At 40.7% G+C, this 20,819-nt stretch carries 21 protein-coding genes and 1 pseudogene; 11 read left to right on the forward strand and 11 right to left on the reverse strand.

The window, feature by feature from the left end; all coding sequences use genetic code 11:
• Positions 1-146 precede the first annotated feature (146 nt).
• Positions 147-605 (forward strand): annotated as a pseudogene (locus IM479_RS06130) (PIN domain-containing protein); the annotation flags it as partial.
• 30 nt (positions 606-635) lie between these two features.
• Here the strand turns inward: IM479_RS06130 and IM479_RS06135 are convergent.
• Positions 636-1,424, reverse strand: coding sequence for a PEP-CTERM sorting domain-containing protein (locus IM479_RS06135; RefSeq protein WP_287684249.1), 789 nt, complete (start codon positions 1,422-1,424; stop codon positions 636-638).
• Positions 1,425-1,843: 419 nt separating this feature from the next.
• Between IM479_RS06135 and IM479_RS06140 the strand changes: the two genes are divergently transcribed.
• A complete protein-coding gene (locus IM479_RS06140) occupies positions 1,844-2,089 on the forward strand; it encodes a hypothetical protein (protein WP_158198478.1) in 246 nt (81 codons plus the stop codon).
• Positions 2,090-2,129: 40 nt separating this feature from the next.
• The gene (locus tag IM479_RS06145) at positions 2,130-2,333 is read left to right on the forward strand and encodes a type II toxin-antitoxin system RelE family toxin (RefSeq protein ID WP_416361014.1); all 204 of its coding nucleotides are present in this window, start codon (positions 2,130-2,132) and stop codon (positions 2,331-2,333) included.
• A 160-nt stretch (positions 2,334-2,493) separates the two neighbouring features.
• On the opposite strand, the gene IM479_RS06150 is transcribed toward IM479_RS06145, so the two are convergent.
• From IM479_RS06150 to IM479_RS06165, 4 genes are all read right to left on the reverse strand, one after another.
• Positions 2,494-2,946 carry a type II toxin-antitoxin system VapC family toxin gene (locus IM479_RS06150; RefSeq protein WP_287684251.1) on the reverse strand — a complete coding sequence of 151 codons (453 nt, stop codon included), beginning with the start codon at positions 2,944-2,946 and terminating at the stop codon, positions 2,494-2,496.
• Positions 2,946-3,182, reverse strand: coding sequence for a hypothetical protein (locus IM479_RS06155; RefSeq protein WP_287684252.1), 237 nt, complete (start codon positions 3,180-3,182; stop codon positions 2,946-2,948). Before IM479_RS06155 ends, IM479_RS06150 begins: the two co-directional genes overlap by 1 nt.
• A gap of 146 nt (positions 3,183-3,328) precedes the next feature.
• Complete coding sequence (locus IM479_RS06160) at positions 3,329-3,649, reverse strand: type II toxin-antitoxin system PemK/MazF family toxin (protein ID WP_287684253.1); 321 nt, start codon at positions 3,647-3,649, stop codon at positions 3,329-3,331.
• The gene (locus IM479_RS06165) at positions 3,643-3,885 is read right to left on the reverse strand and encodes an AbrB/MazE/SpoVT family DNA-binding domain-containing protein (protein ID WP_271975531.1); all 243 of its coding nucleotides are present in this window, start codon (positions 3,883-3,885) and stop codon (positions 3,643-3,645) included. The genes IM479_RS06160 and IM479_RS06165 overlap by 7 nt, the downstream gene beginning before the upstream one ends.
• A 957-nt stretch (positions 3,886-4,842) precedes the next feature.
• Here IM479_RS06165 and IM479_RS06170 point away from each other — a divergent pair.
• From IM479_RS06170 to IM479_RS06205, 8 genes are all read left to right on the forward strand, one after another.
• Positions 4,843-5,154 carry a carbon dioxide-concentrating mechanism protein CcmK gene (locus IM479_RS06170; protein ID WP_002734613.1) on the forward strand — a complete coding sequence of 104 codons (312 nt, stop codon included), beginning with the start codon at positions 4,843-4,845 and terminating at the stop codon, positions 5,152-5,154.
• Positions 5,155-5,220: 66 nt separating this feature from the next.
• Positions 5,221-5,562 carry a carbon dioxide-concentrating mechanism protein CcmK gene (locus IM479_RS06175; RefSeq protein WP_002733426.1) on the forward strand — a complete coding sequence of 114 codons (342 nt, stop codon included), beginning with the start codon at positions 5,221-5,223 and terminating at the stop codon, positions 5,560-5,562.
• A 32-nt stretch (positions 5,563-5,594) separates the two neighbouring features.
• A complete protein-coding gene (ccmL, locus tag IM479_RS06180) occupies positions 5,595-5,906 on the forward strand; it encodes a beta-carboxysome shell vertex protein CcmL (RefSeq protein ID WP_002759323.1) in 312 nt (103 codons plus the stop codon).
• Between the two features lie 70 nt (positions 5,907-5,976).
• A complete protein-coding gene (locus IM479_RS06185) occupies positions 5,977-7,935 on the forward strand; it encodes a RuBisCO small subunit-like domain-containing protein (protein ID WP_287684254.1) in 1,959 nt (652 codons plus the stop codon).
• Positions 7,936-8,066: 131 nt separating this feature from the next.
• Positions 8,067-8,705 carry a beta-carboxysome scaffolding protein CcmN gene (gene ccmN / locus IM479_RS06190; protein ID WP_287684255.1) on the forward strand — a complete coding sequence of 213 codons (639 nt, stop codon included), beginning with the start codon at positions 8,067-8,069 and terminating at the stop codon, positions 8,703-8,705.
• A gap of 551 nt (positions 8,706-9,256) precedes the next feature.
• Positions 9,257-10,672, forward strand: a complete 1,416-nt coding sequence (locus IM479_RS06195) for a form I ribulose bisphosphate carboxylase large subunit (protein ID WP_002753365.1) — start codon at positions 9,257-9,259, stop codon at positions 10,670-10,672.
• 130 nt (positions 10,673-10,802) lie between these two features.
• Complete coding sequence (rcbX, locus tag IM479_RS06200) at positions 10,803-11,201, forward strand: RuBisCO chaperone RbcX (RefSeq protein WP_002732424.1); 399 nt, start codon at positions 10,803-10,805, stop codon at positions 11,199-11,201.
• 15 nt (positions 11,202-11,216) lie between these two features.
• A complete protein-coding gene (locus tag IM479_RS06205) occupies positions 11,217-11,552 on the forward strand; it encodes a ribulose bisphosphate carboxylase small subunit (protein WP_286823697.1) in 336 nt (111 codons plus the stop codon).
• 67 nt (positions 11,553-11,619) lie between these two features.
• On the opposite strand, the gene IM479_RS06210 is transcribed toward IM479_RS06205, so the two are convergent.
• The 6 genes from IM479_RS06210 to IM479_RS06235 all read right to left on the reverse strand — a co-directional run bounded on the left by IM479_RS06210 (position 11,620) and on the right by IM479_RS06235 (position 20,683).
• Positions 11,620-12,630 carry a DUF4435 domain-containing protein gene (locus IM479_RS06210; RefSeq protein WP_287684256.1) on the reverse strand — a complete coding sequence of 337 codons (1,011 nt, stop codon included), beginning with the start codon at positions 12,628-12,630 and terminating at the stop codon, positions 11,620-11,622.
• A 23-nt stretch (positions 12,631-12,653) separates the two neighbouring features.
• Entirely contained in the window at positions 12,654-14,093 is a 1,440-nt protein-coding gene (locus IM479_RS06215) for an AAA family ATPase (RefSeq protein ID WP_287684257.1), read from the reverse strand.
• A 427-nt stretch (positions 14,094-14,520) separates the two neighbouring features.
• A complete protein-coding gene (locus IM479_RS06220) occupies positions 14,521-16,827 on the reverse strand; it encodes a dynamin family protein (protein ID WP_287684258.1) in 2,307 nt (768 codons plus the stop codon).
• Positions 16,828-16,839: 12 nt separating this feature from the next.
• Positions 16,840-17,637, reverse strand: a complete 798-nt coding sequence (locus tag IM479_RS06225; RefSeq protein WP_286823701.1) for a hypothetical protein — start codon at positions 17,635-17,637, stop codon at positions 16,840-16,842.
• Positions 17,627-20,098, reverse strand: coding sequence for a dynamin family protein (locus tag IM479_RS06230; protein ID WP_287078466.1), 2,472 nt, complete (start codon positions 20,096-20,098; stop codon positions 17,627-17,629). Before IM479_RS06230 ends, IM479_RS06225 begins: the two co-directional genes overlap by 11 nt.
• 93 nt (positions 20,099-20,191) lie before the next feature.
• Positions 20,192-20,683 (reverse strand): DUF29 domain-containing protein, encoded by a 492-nt coding sequence (locus IM479_RS06235; RefSeq protein ID WP_287684260.1) that lies wholly within the window; start codon positions 20,681-20,683, stop codon positions 20,192-20,194.
• Positions 20,684-20,819 lie beyond the last annotated feature (136 nt).

The raw sequence follows: 20,819 nt of genomic DNA on the forward strand, positions 1-20,819 counted from the left end.
CCTTGTTTTTTGTACCAAGCGATGTACTACAAGAAGGATAATGCAAGGTTTTTGAAAGTCCCAATCCTATTTTCTTGCACTAACATCGGACTTTAACAGGTCAAAAGCTTTATTTTAAAAGGGTTTTACCATTATTCAGCAGACCCTATCTACTACAACAACTTTACGAAATAGTTTTTATTCCCGAAGCAGTTTATCGAGAATTAACTGAGCCTGATTTTCCGGTAGCAGGTTCAATAGAAGTCCAAACCTTAGATTGGATTCAAACTCGAACCGTAACTAACCGCACAGTCATTGAATTTCTTGCTGATGAACTTGATAGGGGAGAAGCTGAGGCTATTGCTTTGGCACTTGAGTTAAGAGCAGATCAAGTTTTGATTGATGAGCGTCGTGGTCGTAGAATTGCTACTAGACTTAATCTTCGATACACAGGAATTCTGGGCATTTTGGTTGAGGCTAAAAATCGAGGGTTAATCTCTGAGGTGAAACCCTTGCTAGACGCTTTGATCAATCAAGCAGGATTTTGGGTTGCTGCACCTTTATACAGCAGTGTTTTACAGATTGTTGATGAAGGAAAAAATAATCCCCTTCAAGGGAGTAAATGAAGGGGCATTTATGGTATTTTTAGAAGCAATTTAGCCTACTTTTGTGGTTTCTTTTTCTGAGGTTTTACATGATTTTAGTTGGCGCTTGAGGGTTGAAGCTGCGCCGAGAGTACCGAGGACTGCAAGACCAATAATAGAACTGGGTTCGGGAACATTAACACTGATATGTGCGCCGAAAATAGTACCGCTTAACGCGCCGCCAGCATCTCTTTGGTAAACATAAAGCCAGTTGTTTGATCCTGGGTTTAACCAATTTGACGGAATTGATTGAGAGGCAGAATATTCTTGATCACGGCCCGCACCGCTGAAACTACTATTCAGGGCGTAACCGTTAATATATACTCCAATTGGGTTGGGATCAGGATATCCTGGATATTCTCCCAAAAAATCATCTACTGCCCAATACATTTTGATCGCAGCGTTTTGGATGGTTGGTTCAGGTACGGTAAAACGATAGGCATATAGCACCGAAGCTGCTGGAGAACCAAAAAATGACGAATCCACCTTCCAGTTAATCCATCGCGCATTGGGAGCGCTTGGGAGAGAAGGAATCCCAACAGGGTGAGCTGCAAGTACTTCAGCAGAACCGCATATATCAGAGCCAGAACAACCTATCCCCTTAGCTTTGGCAAAATCGGCCGCTGTGAAGGGAGTTGGCGACAGTGGATTTACAGGTATCCCCTTTGTCCAGTAGGTAATATTGCTATCTGTTTGACCTGGGTTTCCCGGATTTCCACTTACTTGGCCACTGTTTAGCACTATTGTGGAAGCTTGAGCTTGCGTTGGCAAAATTGATGTTCCCAGGGTAGCGATGGCCAAGAACCCCAAGAAACTATGGGTAAATTTGCTGTTCATTATAACTCCAATTCAGTTTGTGTGTTCTGGTTAATTTCTCCCCCCCCCCCCCCCGAACGGCATTCTACGCAGCAATTTAATAAATCTTTACATTCCTCTCCCTAACCAGCGTACAATGAGTGCGATCGCCTCCTTCGCAGCCAGGTCAAGCAACAGCCCAACCCAACGCCAAAGGTGGATAGCAAAACAATACATACATATTTTCCTCTAACTGTATCAAAAGCTACAGTTTAATAAATCTTTATATTCCTTTCTTAATCCCGATAAAGAAACCGCAGAACCAAGTCGGTTGTGAACAGCCCACCGCTTTTACCATTTTTGGTTAGTATCTGGATGTGGTATTATTCGAGGTGTGTTCGGATTATCTGATACGATCAAGGTCTATGACAACTTACTATGAAATCCTCCGCCAAATAGAGAATCTTCCCCTTACGGATAGGTTGCGACTTTTAGAGGATTTAAAAACTATCATCAAGCCGACCCTAGCGCCAAAAGATGACGATGAGATCATTCCAGCCGAAGAACTTGCTGAAAGCCAAGCAGCATGGCAAGATTATTTATCTGGTCGAGATACTGGAATCACTTCAACAGAATTAAAATACAAACTATTTGGAGATAAACTTGGCTGATTATATTCTACTTAGACAAGCAGAACGCTACTTAGAAAGAATGCCAAAAAATGACCAAATTCGTATTCTTGAAGCTTTGGATACTTTGATTTCGGATTCTACAAAATTAGATATTAAACCCCTTTACGGAAGAGATGAACTAAGATTGCGAGTGGGTAAGTATCGAGTGTTGTTTTTTGAAGATAGAGATAACAATCTATACGTCATTACAACTATTAAACCTCGCGGCGATGTCTATAAATAATACCAGAACTCTTTTCTAGACTGCTGTTTCTCCTTTCGCCATAAAACAGTGATTCACAGAGGAAGGAGTTTCAGGTGTTTTCCCCTGTTTTACTCCTGCTCGGGCGACCTATCCGCTTCCGGGAGGGATTGTGGTGCGGTATGTCGGATTTGCTGCTTAATTATTGGGAATTAATCAAATCTTGCGGATGAACGATGGTAATATTGGGAATAGGGATAAAGTCATCAGGATTAAAGGTTAATAAATGGGTAATGTTAGAAGCTTTCATGACAGCAAGAAGCCTAATATCATGGGTGCGTTTTCCTTTAATGTTGTAGATGGTGACTAATTGAAACCAAAGGGGAAAAATATCCGGGGTTTCTGCAATTAATGTAAAGTTATCTAATAAATCATTGACATAATTTGTAGCTTGTGCTGGAGTCGAACCTAAACCATTAACATCAAGGGGTCGGGTTGCAACTACCCAAAATTCAATTAAAACTTGAGGAATAATAACACATTCATTAGCTGTTTCAACGATTTGAGTAATTACATTATTAGCAAGAGAATAAGTTGCTGAAGACGTATCAGCCGCCCGAAGCAAAATGTTAGTATCCGGTAAATATTGAGTCATTAGTCTTCATCCATAGTGTCACGGTGTAAAGCTTCATCAGGTAAATTCGCACTTGTTTTAGGAAGTTTAGCGATTACTTTCTGCCATTTTTGAGCTTTTTCCTGGGGAGTGAGACTATAATCTGGGGAAGGGAGGGAAATTTTTGAGGTGAGAGATTCGGTGAAGGATAACACTTCTTGTTGTTTTTCTAAGGGAAGTTTTCTTAGGTTTTTAATGATAACTTGTTCAATGTTCATTTGACTTAGACTAATAGGCAACCATATCAATCATATCTCATGCCGCAATTTCTCTATATTTAATAAATCTTTACATTCCTCTCCCTAACTAGGGATGCACCTGGGACAATTGAGATATTTCCTCTTTGCGAACTATAATCCCAAAATTAGTAGTGAAAAAATTCAACCAAGCGATCAGCCACTAACATTGCCATTTGTTCGTCGAGATGGCTAACTTGGGCGACGATTCTGGTTTTGTCAATCGCTCTAATTTGGTCTAAGGCAATACTGCCTTGCACATTTTTTTGATCAATCGGGATTCTGGTTGGGTATTTTTTAACCGTACTGGTGATTGGAGCAATAACTACTGTTCTCAACCGAGCATTGATCTCCCTAGGGGAAACAATAACACAAGGTCGGGTTTTTTGCAGTTCAGAACCCCTAGTCGGATCGAGTTCTACTAGAACTACGGCAAATCTTTCTACCATTGGTTTTCTCGCTCAAACTCATTTTCCACCCCTAACCAATCCTGTAACTCTGCTTCGATGGGTTCGTCATCAAACAACTCAGCCCAACCCTCTCTCACCTTCTTTTTAGCACTCAGAATAATTTTTTTACCCTCGACTATCGCTTCGACTTCATCAGTGAGTTCGCACTGTTCCATAATCGCTTGAGGAATTGTAATTCCTTGAGAATTGCCGATTTGTACGATTTTCAACCACATTTTTGACCCCCGGGGAAATACATTATCATCATATCAATCTGCTTAAGCTTAGGATTCTCATTTTGGTGTTTCCTTGTAACCGTTTTATAACGCTTGGCTGGTTTTAAGATGATGTAACGCCACATCCTAACTCAGCCTTCAACTCTGCTTTAGATTTGCCAGGATCGCGCCCTTCTAAATATTCCTGATCGGCTTTCTCTGCCGCTTCAATTTAATTATACTTACTTACAGGGTGGCTCAAGCAACAGCCGCACCCAACCCCAAAGGCGATTGAACACAACAATACACATTATCACATCCGCAACAGTATCAAAAGCTACAATTTAACAAGATCGCTCTACTTTCAAGCAGAAAATGTACCTAGTGGTGAGTCAATTTTTTCTTAGAAGCGACCTGCAGTAAGGATTTTGTCAATTTTTTAGTATTTCTGTCTGGGGTAAGTGCAGATATAGTATAAAAAAATTATAAAAAAGGCGAAATCAGGGAAAATAAGGCTTTTATCTGCCAATAAATCCGGCAGAGACAAGCAAGCCGCCAAGGGAGAAGTTAAAGCGAAAATCGGCTCATAGCAAAGGTTTCGGCGGTAAATCTCCTGAGAATTGCTGAGGCTGATGAGCGAAATCAAGGAATGATTAACTTTCGTTAACCTGAAGATGAGAAATAATCATAATGTTTTATATTGTCAAAGGTGTCATAGTTTCCTATGCTTTTTTTAGGTTGATAATTTTGCCTGACTCGTCAAATTTTTACCAACCGGCCCTAGAAAATAAAAATAGTGGATGAAAACGGTCACGATCGAGATAAAATTCAGGATGGTCTTACCCACCTTGCCACGATCCCGACTGCCACCAAAGCTAGAGCAGGAAAAGTAACAAGGAAAGAATTTGACTGAAACAAAGTTGATAACGCTAACGAAATTAATAGTTTAGTTTGGCTTGACAAGCGAGGAACAAAAAAATGCCAATTGCAGTAGGAATGATTGAAACCCTAGGATTTCCCGCCGTTGTGGAAGCGGCCGATGCCATGGTCAAGGCCGCCAGGGTGACTCTAGTGGGTTACGAAAAAATCGGTAGTGGTCGCGTCACTGTCATTGTCCGGGGAGACGTTTCAGAAGTGCAAGCTTCTGTGGCCGCAGGAGTGGAAAACGCCAACCGGGTTAACGGAGGACAAGTGCTATCTACCCATATCATCGCTCGTCCCCACGAAAACCTCGAATATGTGCTGCCCATTCGCTACACCGAAGAAGTAGAGCAATTCCGCAGCTATTAAACACCGTTGATCGGGGTCAGCATCTATAGATTCGAAGAAAGCCAACCATTAGGAGACAAAAATATTATGTCAATTGCAGTGGGCATGGTGGAAACCTTGGGTTTCCCGGCCGTCGTCGAGGCGGCTGATGCCATGGTGAAAGCCGCCCGCGTAACCCTAGTAGGTTACGAAAAAATTGGTAGTGGTCGCGTCACCGTCATCGTCCGGGGGGACGTTTCGGAAGTACAGGCCTCCGTATCGGCGGGGACAGAAGCGGCATCTAATCGTGTTAAAGGTGGTCAAGTCCTCTCGACCCACATCATCGCCCGTCCCCACGAAAACCTCGAATATGTTCTTCCCATCCGTTATACAGAAGCCGTGGAACAGTTTCGTGAAAGTGTTAACCCGCAACCTTTAAGACGAATCTAGAGCGCAACTAACTTTTAGTGTAAACAAATTCCATGCAAATTGCCAAAGTTTGCGGCACCGTCGTTAGCTCCCTGAAACCGCGCAGTATGACGGGAGTGAAACTTCTGCTTTTGCAATTCATCGACGCGCAAGGGCAACTTTTGCCTAAATACGAAGTAGCGGGTGATATTGTCGGAGCAGGGATTAATGAATGGGTGCTAGTGTCCCGGGGAGGAGCCGCCCGTATCGAAGACGGACAGAACAATCGCCCCCTTGACGCGATGGTGGTGGGGATTATTGACACTATAACCGTAGAAAATCGCACCCTCTACAGCAAGAGGGACGAATTTCGTCAATCTGGTTAAACATCGATAGGACCCAAACACAGTTAAGTAACAACCAGCCAGCCAAATTCAGTATGGAGGAAGACTAACTATGGTCGTCCGCACAACGGCGGCTAGTCCGAAAAAGCGGACCAAATCCCCAGAGGAAACGCACATAGACGAGAGTGCCAAAGTGCACACCTTCTCTAACCTCAGTGGCGCTATCGAGATCGGGGCGCGAGTGGTGATTGCTCCGGGGACTTCCATCCGCGCCGATGAAGGAACCCCCTTTCACATTGGCGACGACAGCAAAATTCAGGACGGAGCAATCATCCACGGTTTAGAAAAAAGCCGTGTGGTGGGAGATGACGGCCGAGAATATTCGGTGTGGATCGGCCGGGGCAGCTGCATCACCCACATGGCACTCATTCACGGGCCTGCCTATGTGGGCGATCGCTGTTTTATCGGTTTTCGCTCCACCGTCTTTAACGCCCGCATCGGGGCCGATTGCATCGTCATGATGCACGCCCTCGTTCAAGACGTGGAAATCCCCGCCGGGAAATTCGTGCCATCCGGTTCCGTGATCACCAGCCAACAACAGGCTGATCGCTTACCCGATGTCACAGAGATCGATCGAGCCTTCACCCGTCACATTGTCGATATCGACCTCGCCCCCAGCGTCCCGGTCAAAGCCCAAGGACCAGCGACTCCGCCACCGGCAGCCGCTATAAACATCGCTAATGAGACGCTATATAGAAATTCGGTGACACCTATGAGTTTAAATACAAACATTCGAGCGCAGGTTCGCTCCCTCCTCTCCCAAGGCTACAAGATCGGCATCGAATACGCTGACAAACGCCGCTTTAAAACCAGTTCTTGGTTAAGTGCCGGCTTTATCGACGGCGGCCGCGAAGAACAGGTATCCCAATCCCTAGAAGCCTCCCTGAGAGACCTGCAAGGCGAATACGTCCGCCTGATCGGAGTCGATCCCGCCGCTAAACGGCGCATACTGGAAATGATTATCCAACGCCCCGAAGACACCCCGGGAGAACCGGCCCGCACCACCACCGCCGTCCACGGCGGTCATGGCAACGGTAACGGCAATTCGGACCTGTCCGTACAAGTGCGTTCCCTGCTCGCCCAAGGGCTGAAAATCGCCACTGAACACGCGGATAAACGCCGTTTTAAAACCAGTTCTTGGTTAACTGGACCGGCGATCGAAACCAAGAGCGAAGCGGGCATCATTCGCGATATTGAAGCGATCGTGACTGAAAATAGCGATGAGTACGTCCGCCTGATCGGGATCGACCCGCAAGCGAAAAAACGCGTCGTCGAAATGATTATTCACCGCCCCGGCAGCGCCCCCGCTAGTAACGGCAGCGGCAAAGCCAGCAGCTACAGCACCCCCGCCAGTAACGGAGCCAGTTATAGCAGCAGTGGTAGCTTAAGTGGCGAAACGATCGCTCAAATTCGTTCCCTGCTCGCCCAAGGCTACAAAATCGGCACCGAACACGCGGATAAACGCCGGTTTAAAACCAGTTCTTGGCAGAGTTGCGCCCCGATCGAAAGTAATCGCGAATCCGATGTAATTACTGCTTTGGAAGATTGTTTACGGGAACATAGCGGCGAATATGTCCGCTTACTCGGTATCGATGCTAAAGCCAAAAAACGGGTTTTAGAAACGGTGATCCAGCGCCCCGATGGTTCGGTGGCTAGTAATGGCAGCAGTAAAACCGCCACCGTTGCTGAACCGAGTTTCAAAAGCTATGCTGCCGGTTCCTCTGGCGGCGGTACTGCCACTTTAACCAGTACCTTAACGGCGGAAACGATCGCTCAAATACGTTCTTTATTGAACCAAGGTCACAAAATTGGCAGTGAACACGCGGATAAACGTCGTTTTAAAACCGGTTCTTGGCAAAGCTGCACCCCGATCGATAGCAGTCGCGAATCCGATGTGGTGGCCGCTTTAGAAACCTGTCTGCGCGACCATCAAGGGGAATACGTCCGTCTGATCGGGATTGACTCCCAAGCGAAACGCCGTGTTCTCGAATCGATTATTCAACGCCCTTAATTTCAGGACTCGGCGATCGGTGAAGGGAGATAGGTGTTAGGTGTTGGCGGATCGGGAAAAATCCCCGAAACTCTAACCCCTACCCCCTAACCCCTGATCACTGATCACTGATCACTGAATAACTGTCAATTATGTCCTTACCCCCCGTTCAACCTATTAGCCGCTCGGAATTCTATGTCAATGGTGATGTAACCATTGATGAGAGTGCGATCGTGGCTCCGGGGGTGATTCTCCGAGCAGCCCCCAATAGCCAAATAATTATCGGTGCGGGTGCTTGCCTGGGTATGGGAACGATTTTAACCGCCTATCAGGGTGTTATTGCTATCGGTGCGGGAGCAATTTTAGGTACAGGAGTTCTAATAGTCGGTCAGGGTGAAATCGGTGAGAATGCCTGTATTGGGTCAACCACAACGATTTTTAATGCTTCTGTGGCAGCGATGTCGATCGTGCCGTCCGGTTCCCTGATCGGAGATACTTCCCGTCAAATTACCATCGAGGTGTCAGCGACCCCATCGGAACCGCAACCCGTAGTCAGTCAAGTGTCCCCAGTGCCGTCAGTGGAGGAAGCGGTGGCCGAAACCGTGGTCAGTCCTTGGGATAGCGAGGAAATGGTCGCCGAGGCCAGTCCTCCAGAAACCAGAGAACAAGCATCTACTACTAACCGACCGAATCAAGCATCTGTGGTCGGAAAGGTCTATATCAATCAGTTATTGGTCACGCTATTTCCAGAACGTCATCGTTTTAATGGCAACAATAACCATAATTCTTGAAGGGGAAAATAATCGTTCACAAGCCAAAAATCTCAACAATAATTACTGAGTAATTAGACCTAATTTATCTAGAGTTCACTGCTATCTAACTGTCCTCTAGGTACTGGGTATAATTGCTTATAAATCCAGTTAATATTTAGCGATTGCCGACAATTTTTTGAGGTTGTAATTATTGATAATCTTCCTCAATTAAAGAGTAGTTTTAATCGCTCAAAGCCTGATGAGCAGAAGTTTCTGCGTGTCAATCAGGTAAATTTTTGTTGATTTTTTTGTGTTTTTGTAGAGATTATCAAAGTTAGATGACGACAGATTAAAGAAACTAATCCCCCCGAGAAAAAAAAACAATCAAAATTTTAGAGATAGGGAAAAAAAATGATCAGAATAGGATAAAGTTCGTGTTAAGATGATCAGTTGAAAAAAACATTAGTGAAAATTGCTCCCTAACTTCGCTCTTGGCAGCAGGGGAAAGGAGCTTAAGAAAAATCTATGTCGGTTGACGGCGAGATTTTACAGGTGCGACTAATCATGCAGTTTATGGAGGAATAATCCCAATGGTGCAAGCCAAATCCAAAGGTTTCCAGGCCGGCGTAAAAGACTACCGCCTGACCTACTACACCCCCGACTACACCCCCAAAGATACCGATCTACTAGCTTGCTTCCGGGTGACACCCCAACCCGGAGTTCCTCCTGAAGAAGCAGGTGCGGCAGTAGCGGCGGAATCTTCCACAGGTACCTGGACCACCGTTTGGACCGATAACTTAACCGACCTCGATCGCTATAAAGGTCGTTGTTATGATATCGAACCCGTACCCAACGAAGATAACCAATTCTTCTGTTTCGTTGCCTATCCTTTAGATCTATTTGAAGAAGGTTCCGTCACCAACATCCTCACCTCGATCGTTGGTAACGTTTTCGGTTTCAAAGCTCTACGCGGTCTCCGTTTAGAAGATATCCGTTTCCCCGTCGCTTTAATCAAAACCTTCCAAGGTCCTCCCCACGGTATCACCGTTGAACGGGACAAATTAAACAAATACGGTCGCCCCCTACTCGGTTGCACCATCAAACCCAAACTCGGCCTTTCCGCTAAAAACTACGGTCGTGCCGTTTATGAATGTCTCCGCGGTGGTTTAGACTTCACCAAAGACGACGAAAATATTAACTCTCAACCCTTCATGCGTTGGCGCGATCGTTTCCTCTTCGTCCAGGAGGCGATCGTTAAATCCCAAGCAGAAACCAACGAAGTTAAAGGACATTACTTAAACGTAACCGCTCCTACCTGCGAGCAGATGATGCAACGGGCTGAATTCGCTGCCGAAATCAAAACCCCGATCATCATGCACGACTACCTCACCGGTGGTTTCACCGCTAACACCACCCTGGCGAAATTCTGCCGCGACAAAGGGTTACTGCTCCACATTCACCGGGCAATGCACGCGGTTATCGACCGTCAGAAAAATCATGGTATCCACTTCCGCGTTTTAGCTAAGTGCTTACGTCTCTCTGGTGGTGATCACCTCCACTCTGGAACCGTTGTTGGTAAACTCGAAGGTGAACGCGGAATCACGATGGGTTTTGTTGACCTGATGCGTGAAGACTATGTAGAAGAAGATCGCGCTCGTGGTATTTTCTTCACCCAAGACTACGCTTCCTTACCCGGGGTAATGCCCGTTGCTTCTGGTGGTATCCACGTTTGGCATATGCCCGCGCTGGTGGAAATCTTCGGTGACGATTCCTGCTTACAGTTCGGTGGTGGAACCCTCGGCCACCCCTGGGGTAACGCACCGGGTGCAACCGCTAACCGTGTGGCTCTGGAAGCTTGTATCCAAGCTCGTAACGAAGGTCGCTCCTTGGCCCGCGAAGGTAACGACGTGATCCGGGAAGCTTGCCGTTGGAGTCCTGAACTGGCTGCCGCTTGCGAACTCTGGAAAGAAATCAAATTCGAGTTCGAGGCTATGGATACCCTCTAATACAGCCCTTCAGAAGGTTGTTAGCAGTTATCGGTGGAAAATAATGCCGGGGACTTGCCCAAAATCGGCAAGCAGTGGTTAGAATTTCAACACTGATAACTGCCTAGCCAATAACTGAAAACTGTATAAAATGTATCCGAAAAAAGTTGTTCAAGATACCGCGAAAGTCTTACAAAGTTACCTAACTTACCAAGCGGTTCGCACGATTATCGATCAATTGTCAGAAACTAATCCGACTTTAGCTATTTGGCTGAGTCACTATACCTCTAGCCATTCCATTCAGGATGGCGAGGCCTATATTGCGGGGTTAATGACTGAGAATAAAGAGTTAGTTTTGCGGATCATGACGGTAAGAGAACATTTAGCCGAACAGGTTTTAGAGTTCTTGCCAGAGATGGTAAAAACGGGAATTATTAATGACAATACCGAACATCGTCGGCAACTTTTGGAACGTCTCACCCGTACTGCTATAAGTCAACCAGAGACATCGGAATTAAATCTCGATGTTGATGATCTACCCAACCCATAAGGAATCAAGAAACCCATGAAAACTTTACCTAAAGAGAAGCGTTACGAAACCCTCTCCTACTTGCCCCCCCTCACCGATCAACAAATTGCTAAACAAATTCAATACATGATCGATCAGGGTTATATTCCTGCTGTGGAATTTGAAAAAGATCCCAAACCCGCAGATTATCATTGGACGATGTGGAAACTGCCTTTATTCTCTGTTTCTAGCCCCCAAGAAGTTCTTAATGAAGTTCGCGAGTGCCGCACCGAGTATTCTGATTGCTACATCCGCGTTATCGCTTTTGACAACATCAAACAATGTCAAACCATGAGCTTTATTGTTCATAAACCCAATGCCGGCCGCTACTAATTTAGCTTTCATCTAATTATTAACTGTTGAGGGGGGTTCTTAAACCTCCCTTTTTTTCTATCATTTGTTATTGAAAATCGTTGATTAACATCCAAAAACACTTGATTGGAAAATCATTAAGGTTATCACCTTGAAATTCTACAGATTGATTTCTAACCCAAGCATTTGCTACTGTGCGGAAGCGTGTGTCTTTATATTGATTAACTTTCTCGGCTTCTTGACTAGGATTTTTCCGAGGATCCGATAAGTCTAAGGCTGTTATATAAAGACATTTACTATAAACAACAAACATAAAATTAAATCCTATATGTCCATGAGATAACCATCTTGAGGTTTCAATGTCACATTGATTGGTCATATTCAAATAGACTTCAAATTTATTAAATAGCTTTTGAATCCGAAATCGATCTAGGTTTTGTTTTTCATTCAGTATCTTACACCATTTTTCTAAATCAATTTTCAGAGATGTGGAGGTGATATCTATACACTGCCAATTTACTGATTTAGCAATAAGCTTAAGTAAATTTTCTGATAAACCTGCTAAACTCAAAGCACAAGCTATTCTGAGAGTATGCTCAAATTTAGATTCAAAAATTTCAAATGCTTCTTGATAAAAACTACTGACTAAATAATCGTTGAATGCATTTCTCAACGTTGATATTTCAAAAAAATAGTTTTCAATTGAATGACCTCTACTCCAAATTAATCTCTTGTTAATTTTATGAGTTTTAATATGATCTTTTAAATCATTGCTCCATTCAAATTCTCTAAATTCTCGATCAACAAAGCCCAAAACTCTATTGTTAACATCTGGCGGCTCTTGGGCAACTAAATCACAGATTTTTTCTATCTTAGCTCTATTTCCTAATTCTCCTTGTATTCGCTCCGCAGTATCAATAATAATTTTTTTCAATAAATATAATTTTTCTGCTGAAATCTGAGCTTCATTTTGTTTTAAAAGATTACAAATAATAGTAAAAAAATCCTCATCATCGGCTCCTTCTAGCAACAAAAACCTATCATTTGACATAATTATTTCAGTAACGTATTCTTCAGGAGTTAACTGTAATCCGTTCATAAAGTCGATACTTATCTAAATTTTTAAAAGGGAATGTTTTCAAAATCATCATCATCTAGTATATACATTTGATCTTCACTGTCAAGAGTATCAGTATTTATATTAGCGTTTGCCGTTGGTTGTAGTTCAAGTTTTATCATTCTCTCTCGATATTTGGATGCAATCACAGCAGAATGAGTACAAATAATGAGTTGTTTCTCATCAAGTTGTTTAACCATTTCTGGTAATAATTTACGCTGCCAATCGATGTGAAGTGAAATTTCAGGTTCATCAATTAAAACAACCCTACCACCTGTCATGTGACTGGCGGCATAAATTAAACCTACGACTTGTCTTTCTCCAGAAGACAAAATTTGCAGACTATGAATAGCTTCTTCATCACCAATTTTAACACCTAATTTCCCTCTGCCTTGAGGTAAGCTTGTAGAACCTATTTTTAATTGCTTTCTCTCTAAAAATCCATTGACTGATTCAAGATATCTTTCAATAGTATAATAAGCTTTTATTTGTGCATCTAGTCTTTGTTGAAGAGAACTTTTATACACTGATAAAACTCTACTAGCAATAGTTTTGTATTTTGGCTCTGATTCAAAGAATCTCAACTGTTCTATTAATTTTTTATAAACATCATCTGATTGATCACGATTAACTTGAAAAGGTGAATTTTGCAATTTTTCCGAAAGTTCTATTATTTCTGTAATAACTTCGTCTGGCTCTTTTGTATTATCGTCTGTCTCAAATGATTGAGAAATAACTTGAGAAAATTGAAGAAAAGCTTGTGAAAGCAAATTTCTATCAAGACTAGCAATTTTTAATTGAGCTTCTGTTAATTCTGAATTAATATGTTCTTCTATTTCTATCGGTGAAGGATACTCAAGTCTAGGGACAAATTTCCCAAATAGAATCCGAGCTAATTCGGTTGATCTGGCGGAACTTCTTAGAACTTTTCTAAAATTAGGTGATCTTCGGGCAAAATGTCTAATTTCATTTTCATCTAAGGTAGCCCATGCCTCAATCATTGTTCTAAAAGCAGGGAAATAAGTTGCTTTTAAGTCAATATCTTGCTTCTTCTTAGAAGATGATGGATAATAACGTGCAGGCAATAAAATTTCGCTATTTTCTTTTTGCTTTTCTTCTTCTAATAATTCTGCAAAACGGTAAGAATCAACTTCTTGATTATTAACAAAGACTTTTGTTACTGTTTCTTGAGGTTCTTGAGGAGAATTCTGCTGTTTTATCAATATTTCCGTATCATCATCTAATGTAATGGTTAATTTTTGAAATTTTAAATAGCCAAAACGTCTAAAATCTTCGTTGACGGCATTAGCAAGAATATGCAATACAGTTGTTTTGCCTGTGCCATTACTTCCATGAATAATATTAACTCGATCTTTAAAATCAAGATTAATATCAAATCTTCCATGTATTCCAATCGCTTCTAAACGCTTAATAAATCGAGACATACCTTTAATCTCCTATGACAGTCTCAAACGAAAATTATAATCTAATATGAAACTTTTCTCAAGTTTTTTCCTAAGCTGATCCGAACGGGTAATAATAACTAACACTGAGAGAGCTTATTTTAGTGCGATCATCGACCTTGACCTTGGTAAATTCTTGTCTAATCCTTTGAATTAGTCGATACTGCTGCCGATTCAACCCAAGGAAACCCCGAATAAATCTAACGCCTTTTGTTGCCGAGGAGAATTACGATTAGGGAATTTTCCCCTAAACTTTCCCCACTTGTTTATTAAGAAATATTATAATAAACATGGGTACATACAGAAAAGTTAATGGGTGTATCCATTGATGGATAAGGGTTTTTGGTTATTATAGTATATATGTATGAAGTATCGTCGCAATAATAGCGGTGCTTTGCTATAGCTAACGCTACTGAGAGGAACTATTTCTTTTCAAGGCAATTGCTAATTGTCTCAGTCGTTCACTAACTTCTAAATTAAATTCTTGAGATTTCAAATTAGCGGGTAATTCTGCTACAAGCTGAGGATTCTCTTTATACCATTCGTTTTGAGCGACACCTGCCCATGTTCCTTCTTTTTCTCGAAAAATATCCACTAATCCTCTTAATTCTTGAATACAGTAGGACTCAAATCCTGCGGCTTCAAAAATACCATTGCGTAGATATTCTTCAAAAGCGTTAATATCATTAGTTACTTCAAAGGTAACAACCTCTCTGGGTGGGGTTAATTGGTCGGCTAAATCGATAACTGTATCTACCGTCATTCCGATAAAGTTTTTGGCAATTTCTGTTACACCTAACACCTGTTGACGAAGACTAGGATTAAAGAGTAAATCAGAACCATATTTAACGTATTTTTTTAAGACCCTAAAAGCCGGTTCATCTCCTTGATAATAGTTATCAATCAGTTCCACATCAGCCCCCAATAATTTGACAATTTGGCTGCGGGTATCACTGTTAACAGGACCGCGAATTAATGCTTCAGCAACGGGACGAGCAAATCTTAAAAATAACACTGATAAACTATTTTCTAAGCGAGTTAAAAACTCCTGTTCTGAATAACCAATAAGTCGTTCTTTTACTTGAGAACTTCCCCATAATAAAGAGGACATATAATCGACTAATTTTAAGGCTTCATCTTTTAATTCTGCCGCTAATTGTCGAGCAAGGGCAGCCAAAAATGTTCTAACATCCCCATATAAGTCATCCCGCCAAGCATAATTAGCTCTTACCTTGTCGAAGTCTGGAAAAGAATTTGCGTCAAAAATAATTTCTTTTTTTCTTAAAGTTTCTTGTCTTAATTTTGCCATTTCACTGGCTAACAATTGCCTATAGCGTTCTTTGAATTTTTCGATACTACTGGAAGATTCGTTATTAACTTTTTCTAAGGGTTTGTTAATGACAGATGTTTCATAAAAATTTTGTAAATCAGCTTTTATCTGTTCCCATTTTCTATGCCACCATTCTGAAAAATCAATTCTTCTTCTTTCTTCTTCAAAGCGTTGTGCTTCCTCAGGATTTTCGGGAAATCTTTGACTGACAAGATGATGAATGTCCTCTGAGGTGCTGACAATTTTATCAATGGAAGCTTCACAGCGTTTCTTGAGAATTGCCACTCGCTCAGTATTAATATAATTAAAGATTTTTTCTTTAATTTCAGGGATTCCTGTAGCTTGAGTTTTTAACATTTCATCATCTATAATTCCAGTTAAAGTTTTTAATTTATCTTGAATATTGCTGGCTTGTCCGATTTCTAATTGAGTATGTTCTTCCGCCAGATTATTTAAGATTAAATAAGCTCCTGCTGAACCAGAAACAATGCGATTAACAGGTAAATTAGCGCGTTTTAACCAATCCTGAGAGGCTTCTGTAATATGAGTTTTAAGGGCTTCTGGGCTACCGAGAGAGTCAATATGACTTAAAAAGACAAATAATTTATCAGCAATGGTGACATTCTTATCACCTTGTTCGGTAAATTTAATAATTTCTAATTCGGCTTCTCTAATACTGCGAAAACGCTGAATTACGATGACTGCATCACAGTCGGATAACATTTGTTGGGCTTCATCAACGTGCTTGGCTAACCCAGAATCTGAACCAGGGACATCATAAAAGACGATTCCTTCTGCTTGAGCGAGTTTATTAGTATAAAGTCGGGCTTCTAGGACTGCATGGGCGTATTTTTCATCGGCAACGTATTTTTTTAGTTGTTCTCGGATGTCTTCGAGTCGAGTAAAAGGAATAACTAAATTACCTTCCTTTCTGACTTGTTGTAGGGTGATTTCGTTTTCTCTAATGGTTTTTAAGTCTTCTTTTGCGCCAACGGTTTCTAATTCTTTGAGGAGATGAATAAATTGTTCTTGGGTGCGGGTTTGCACTTCTAATCTTTGTTCAGATTCGCTTTTAACGGAATAAATTTGCGTGGTGGTAAAGGTACATCTTCCTCCTTTGGCAGGAAGTAAATCACATTCTAACCAGGCGTTAATAAAGGTACTTTTTCCTGCCTTTTCTAAGCCAACAACAGCGATACGAAATTCTCTTTTTCTCAGTCTTTCGAGTTGACGGTTAGCAGGTATTGCCTCTTGCATGAGGATTTCTGTTAATTGAGAGGGAACTTCAGCTTGGGGAAGTTTGGCTAAGTCAACAGCAAAATGTTGGATATTTAAGACATCACTGAGACGGGTTTCATAGTAGGATGAGGCAGATTTCCAATCCATTAAATTAACTCCTTAAATACGGTTGAATGATTTGAGAACAGACGCATCTCTCAAGCGACCTAGCTGTATAATTTTACCCTCTGTATCCTTAGGTATATCCCTTTTAATAACATATTTAGTTTCTGCACCAATAATATCTTGTCCATTGGGTATGTCAATCCTAATATAAAATTTAAGTTGGCTGTCTTGTAAAATTTCTTGATTAATAACATCTATCATTTGTTGTTCAGCTTCCTCTGTTCTAATACATAAAAACTCTGGGGCAGATTCAATTAGTTCAATGATTTTCTCTCTATTTATCCGCTTTCCTACAGTTAAGCCATAAACTGCTGATGCAGGAACAGCTAGACAAATCGCTGTAGGAATGGGTTGGCTAGGAAGTACAGGATGAATTGTGTTTTGTTTGCGGGAATCCCCTAACAATTTTTGAGTAAAATATGTTCCGATTAAGATAACAGCAGCGAGTACAATTAATTCCATTTTGTCCTTATCATTATCTACTGATTTACGAAGTGGTCTGGAGACATTTTTAACGAGTTCTCCCCCCATTTTAAGGATAGAGAATTCTTTAACAGGTTTTTGTTTATTGATAGAAATTGTATATATAATATCATCAGATAAATCTAAATCTTCATCTAAAGAAGCCTTTTTTTTAATATCATATTCTTGACAAAGTTCCTGGGCTTGGCTTTTATTATCTAAAATCAAATAAATGACAGAGCTTAAAGTACCTACTTCCTGACTTTTAATGTGAGGAAAAACTTGTTCAAAAATTTGCTGATATCTGGTTTCAAAGTATTCAACTACCACTGGAATCAGCCTCCTTTTCAAAATTTCCTAGTCGAGAAAATTCCTCTTCTAATCTTTTCGCTCTTTGTTGCATAGGTTGCCACACATTTTGCTGTTTTTCATAATCAAAAGTAATCTCCTGTCTAGCTTTTTCTAGTCTATCTCGATACTGATCAAGAATATCATTTTGAGTTTTATCTACACTTTTTTTTAAATCGTCAATTTGTGCTAATAGCCATTCTATTACTTGTTTTAACATCTCAGGTTCAACTTCTTTTAACTGTTTTTTCCAGTCGGCTAAAATTTGTCCTATACTTGGAATTTTTGCATTTTCACTGGATCGTTTTTCCTTTTTGGGAACTATCCATAACCAATGTTTCCAAGTTCTGCATTTTTCGGTATATTGTTCTTCTTTAATTTCAAAGTCCGAATCAAGCCTAACAAAATCAAATTTTAGATCATTTGTAACTTTGTTTAACTCGGATTCTGGAAATCTAATCACAATATCAGGAGCGCGTTCATTAGAACCTTTTTCTAAATAAGCAAGATGACAGATGAATAATTCATTTACTGCTTCATACATTCGCTGAATCTCTTGGGTAGAAATTTTATCCAACACTTGCGCTATAATCAGACTAAGATGAATAGACAGTTCGTTAAGTTCATAATTTTTTTGCTTAAGATTCTCTTTTTCTTCCTGAGTTTTTGTAACTACATTTTGTCCATTTTTGGCGAAATAATGACTATAGCCCAGTTGGATTAATCTTCTCAGATTACGCTCTAGCAAGTTAACATTAGCAATGCTGGCTTTTCTAAAATTAGGATGGTCTAGCGTAACTATGCCATTTTCTAAAGATTCTGCAACTGCTTCTAAAATCTGGTCAACTCCTCTCCCCAGAGCATTTCTCCAATCATAGAGAGGGACTAATTTTTCTTCAATTTCATTATAAGGTTCAGTAAATTGAAGATCGGTAATAGCTTCTGTTAATATAGAAAGGGGATCATCTTCTGTTTGTTGGTTTAAATACTCCTCACAGTTTTGTTTAATTTTTTCAAAAGGCTTTCGTAAATTAGCATCACTCACTTGAAGAAATTGATCTAAGGAAGATTTAATCCATGAGATTTTTTCGATTTCCTGTTGATAATTTTCTTCCGAACTGTTAAGAATTGCCGTGGTAGTTTGTACTGCCCATTGTGCAATACTATTTCCCGCCGCTACATTAAATTTTTCTAGAGCTTGGGGAATAACTAATTTAGGAAAATGTTCTGCTATGTGCTTGCTTAGTTTGTCTTCAAATTCTTCTGCATAGGATTGTTTGAATAACTCTTTAGCAATTTGTTCTTGTTGAGAGATAGTCCATTGTTTAGGATCAAGACTTAAGTTTCCTCGCTTCATCATTTCCTTAATTAAAACTTGAAAGTTATCTATGGCTTGCTCATAGGGTTTTAATACTTTCTCAAGTCTAGTTTGATCATGCTCTGACCAATTTTCTTCTCTCTTAGGTAATTCCTCTAGCAGTTCCTGAAGCAATTTTTTATTATCCTGAATTTGTAAAGCTAATAAGGCTGGCCATGTACTCAGTTTTACAATTCTCAAATTTTCAATATCTTTTGTATATTCTCTTAAATTCTCGATCAGTTTTTCCTTAATGTTTTCAGTCGTTTCTTCAATAAACTCACCTTCACTTTCTTGCCAATCATCATCTGATCTGAATATATCAATTCGATTTAAAATAAATAGCATTCGTGCAGGAGAGCCTCCTAAATCTTTAACTTGATTAACAACTTCTGATAACAAATTATCAACTTTGTAAGGATCTGTTTCTGCGCTGTTATATGTTACTAAACATAAAGCTTCACGACATTGTTTTATAATCCCAAGATTTCCCTCATCTCCTACATAAGAGAACCCAGGTAAATCTAATAACTTAACTCTAACCCCTTTAGGCAATTCTAAGAAACTTTCATCTTTAACCAGTCTAAAAGGATAATAAATAATAGATCGAGGATAAGCTAAATCAGGTTGTTTTTTTCTGGCTTTAATATAAGCCTTCATTAACTGTTTTAAGCGACTATAAATATCTTCATCGCTAATCTTTTCCCATTTCCCGCATTCCCACAATGCTCCAGGTGTTTCTTCAATAATTAAAGTCTTTTCTTCGCTATACTCAATGGTAACTGTTCCTGCACTCATTTCTCGCTGTGCCATCGGTACAATATCAGCACCACACAGGAGATTCACTAAGGTACTCTTACCACTGCTCGTCGTGCCAGTCGTCGCTAAAATCAGGGTAGGATGGCGCAATTCATTGATTAACACTTCTAAAGCTTTCTCTAGGTTACTAGAAAGTTCGTGGATTTCACCATGATAGGATTCAGGCAAATGCTGAATAATCTCCGTTTTGAAGTCACCCCAATAACCCGCTAGAAGGTTAGCTTTATTTTCCACTGCTTGGAAAACTTCGTAAGATTTTTGACCCATAATACTCTATCGCTGACAGAATAAGCCGATTCAAGAATAAGCCACAACTTCATTATAACGATAATTTTCTTTCTTGCCTTTAATTCTCGTGTTCTAAACTGGTAAAAAATCAAAATCTATAATTTCTGCAAAGGTATAAGGACAAACTTGCGGAAACGTATCCAAAGATAAACCAGTTTTTTTGCTCACCGATCGCTTGGCTTTATCATAAATTATATCTAACCTAGAAGCCCCATAATTGTAGAGGGTTTTTGACTGGAATAAAATTTCTAGTTCTAGACGGAAATTATCGATTTCATCGGCCAATCCCTGGCCACAATTACCTTTTTCAGTCAGCCAATACTGATACATTAATAAATGTTTAACGGTTTGAATTAGATAGCTTTCCACTTGGTTTCTTTGTTCTCTCCCCCAATCTTCTATCTCCGTTAAAAGATGTTCCCAATCTAAATTTTTCATCTCCCCGCTTCGAATTTGTTCGGTGGTTCGCTCAATCCACAAAACAAAGTCCTGATCATAAAGCTGTTTTAATTCTTCCACCTGCATAGATTTTTGAGATTGAGCCGCGCTTTTATTATTAATCATCGGAAATTTTGGGTCTGAAACCCCGCCGTTCTAGGTTGGCTTTACGTTAGAATTAAAAGGCCAGTCTCGAAAACCAAGTGGACGGCGCAGCACCTTGAAAACTCGGCTTAGGGGGTTCCGACCAGAAAAGCTTGGC

The organism is Microcystis sp. M165S2, assembly GCF_020245885.1.
Lineage (GTDB): Bacteria > Cyanobacteriota > Cyanobacteriia > Cyanobacteriales > Microcystaceae > Microcystis.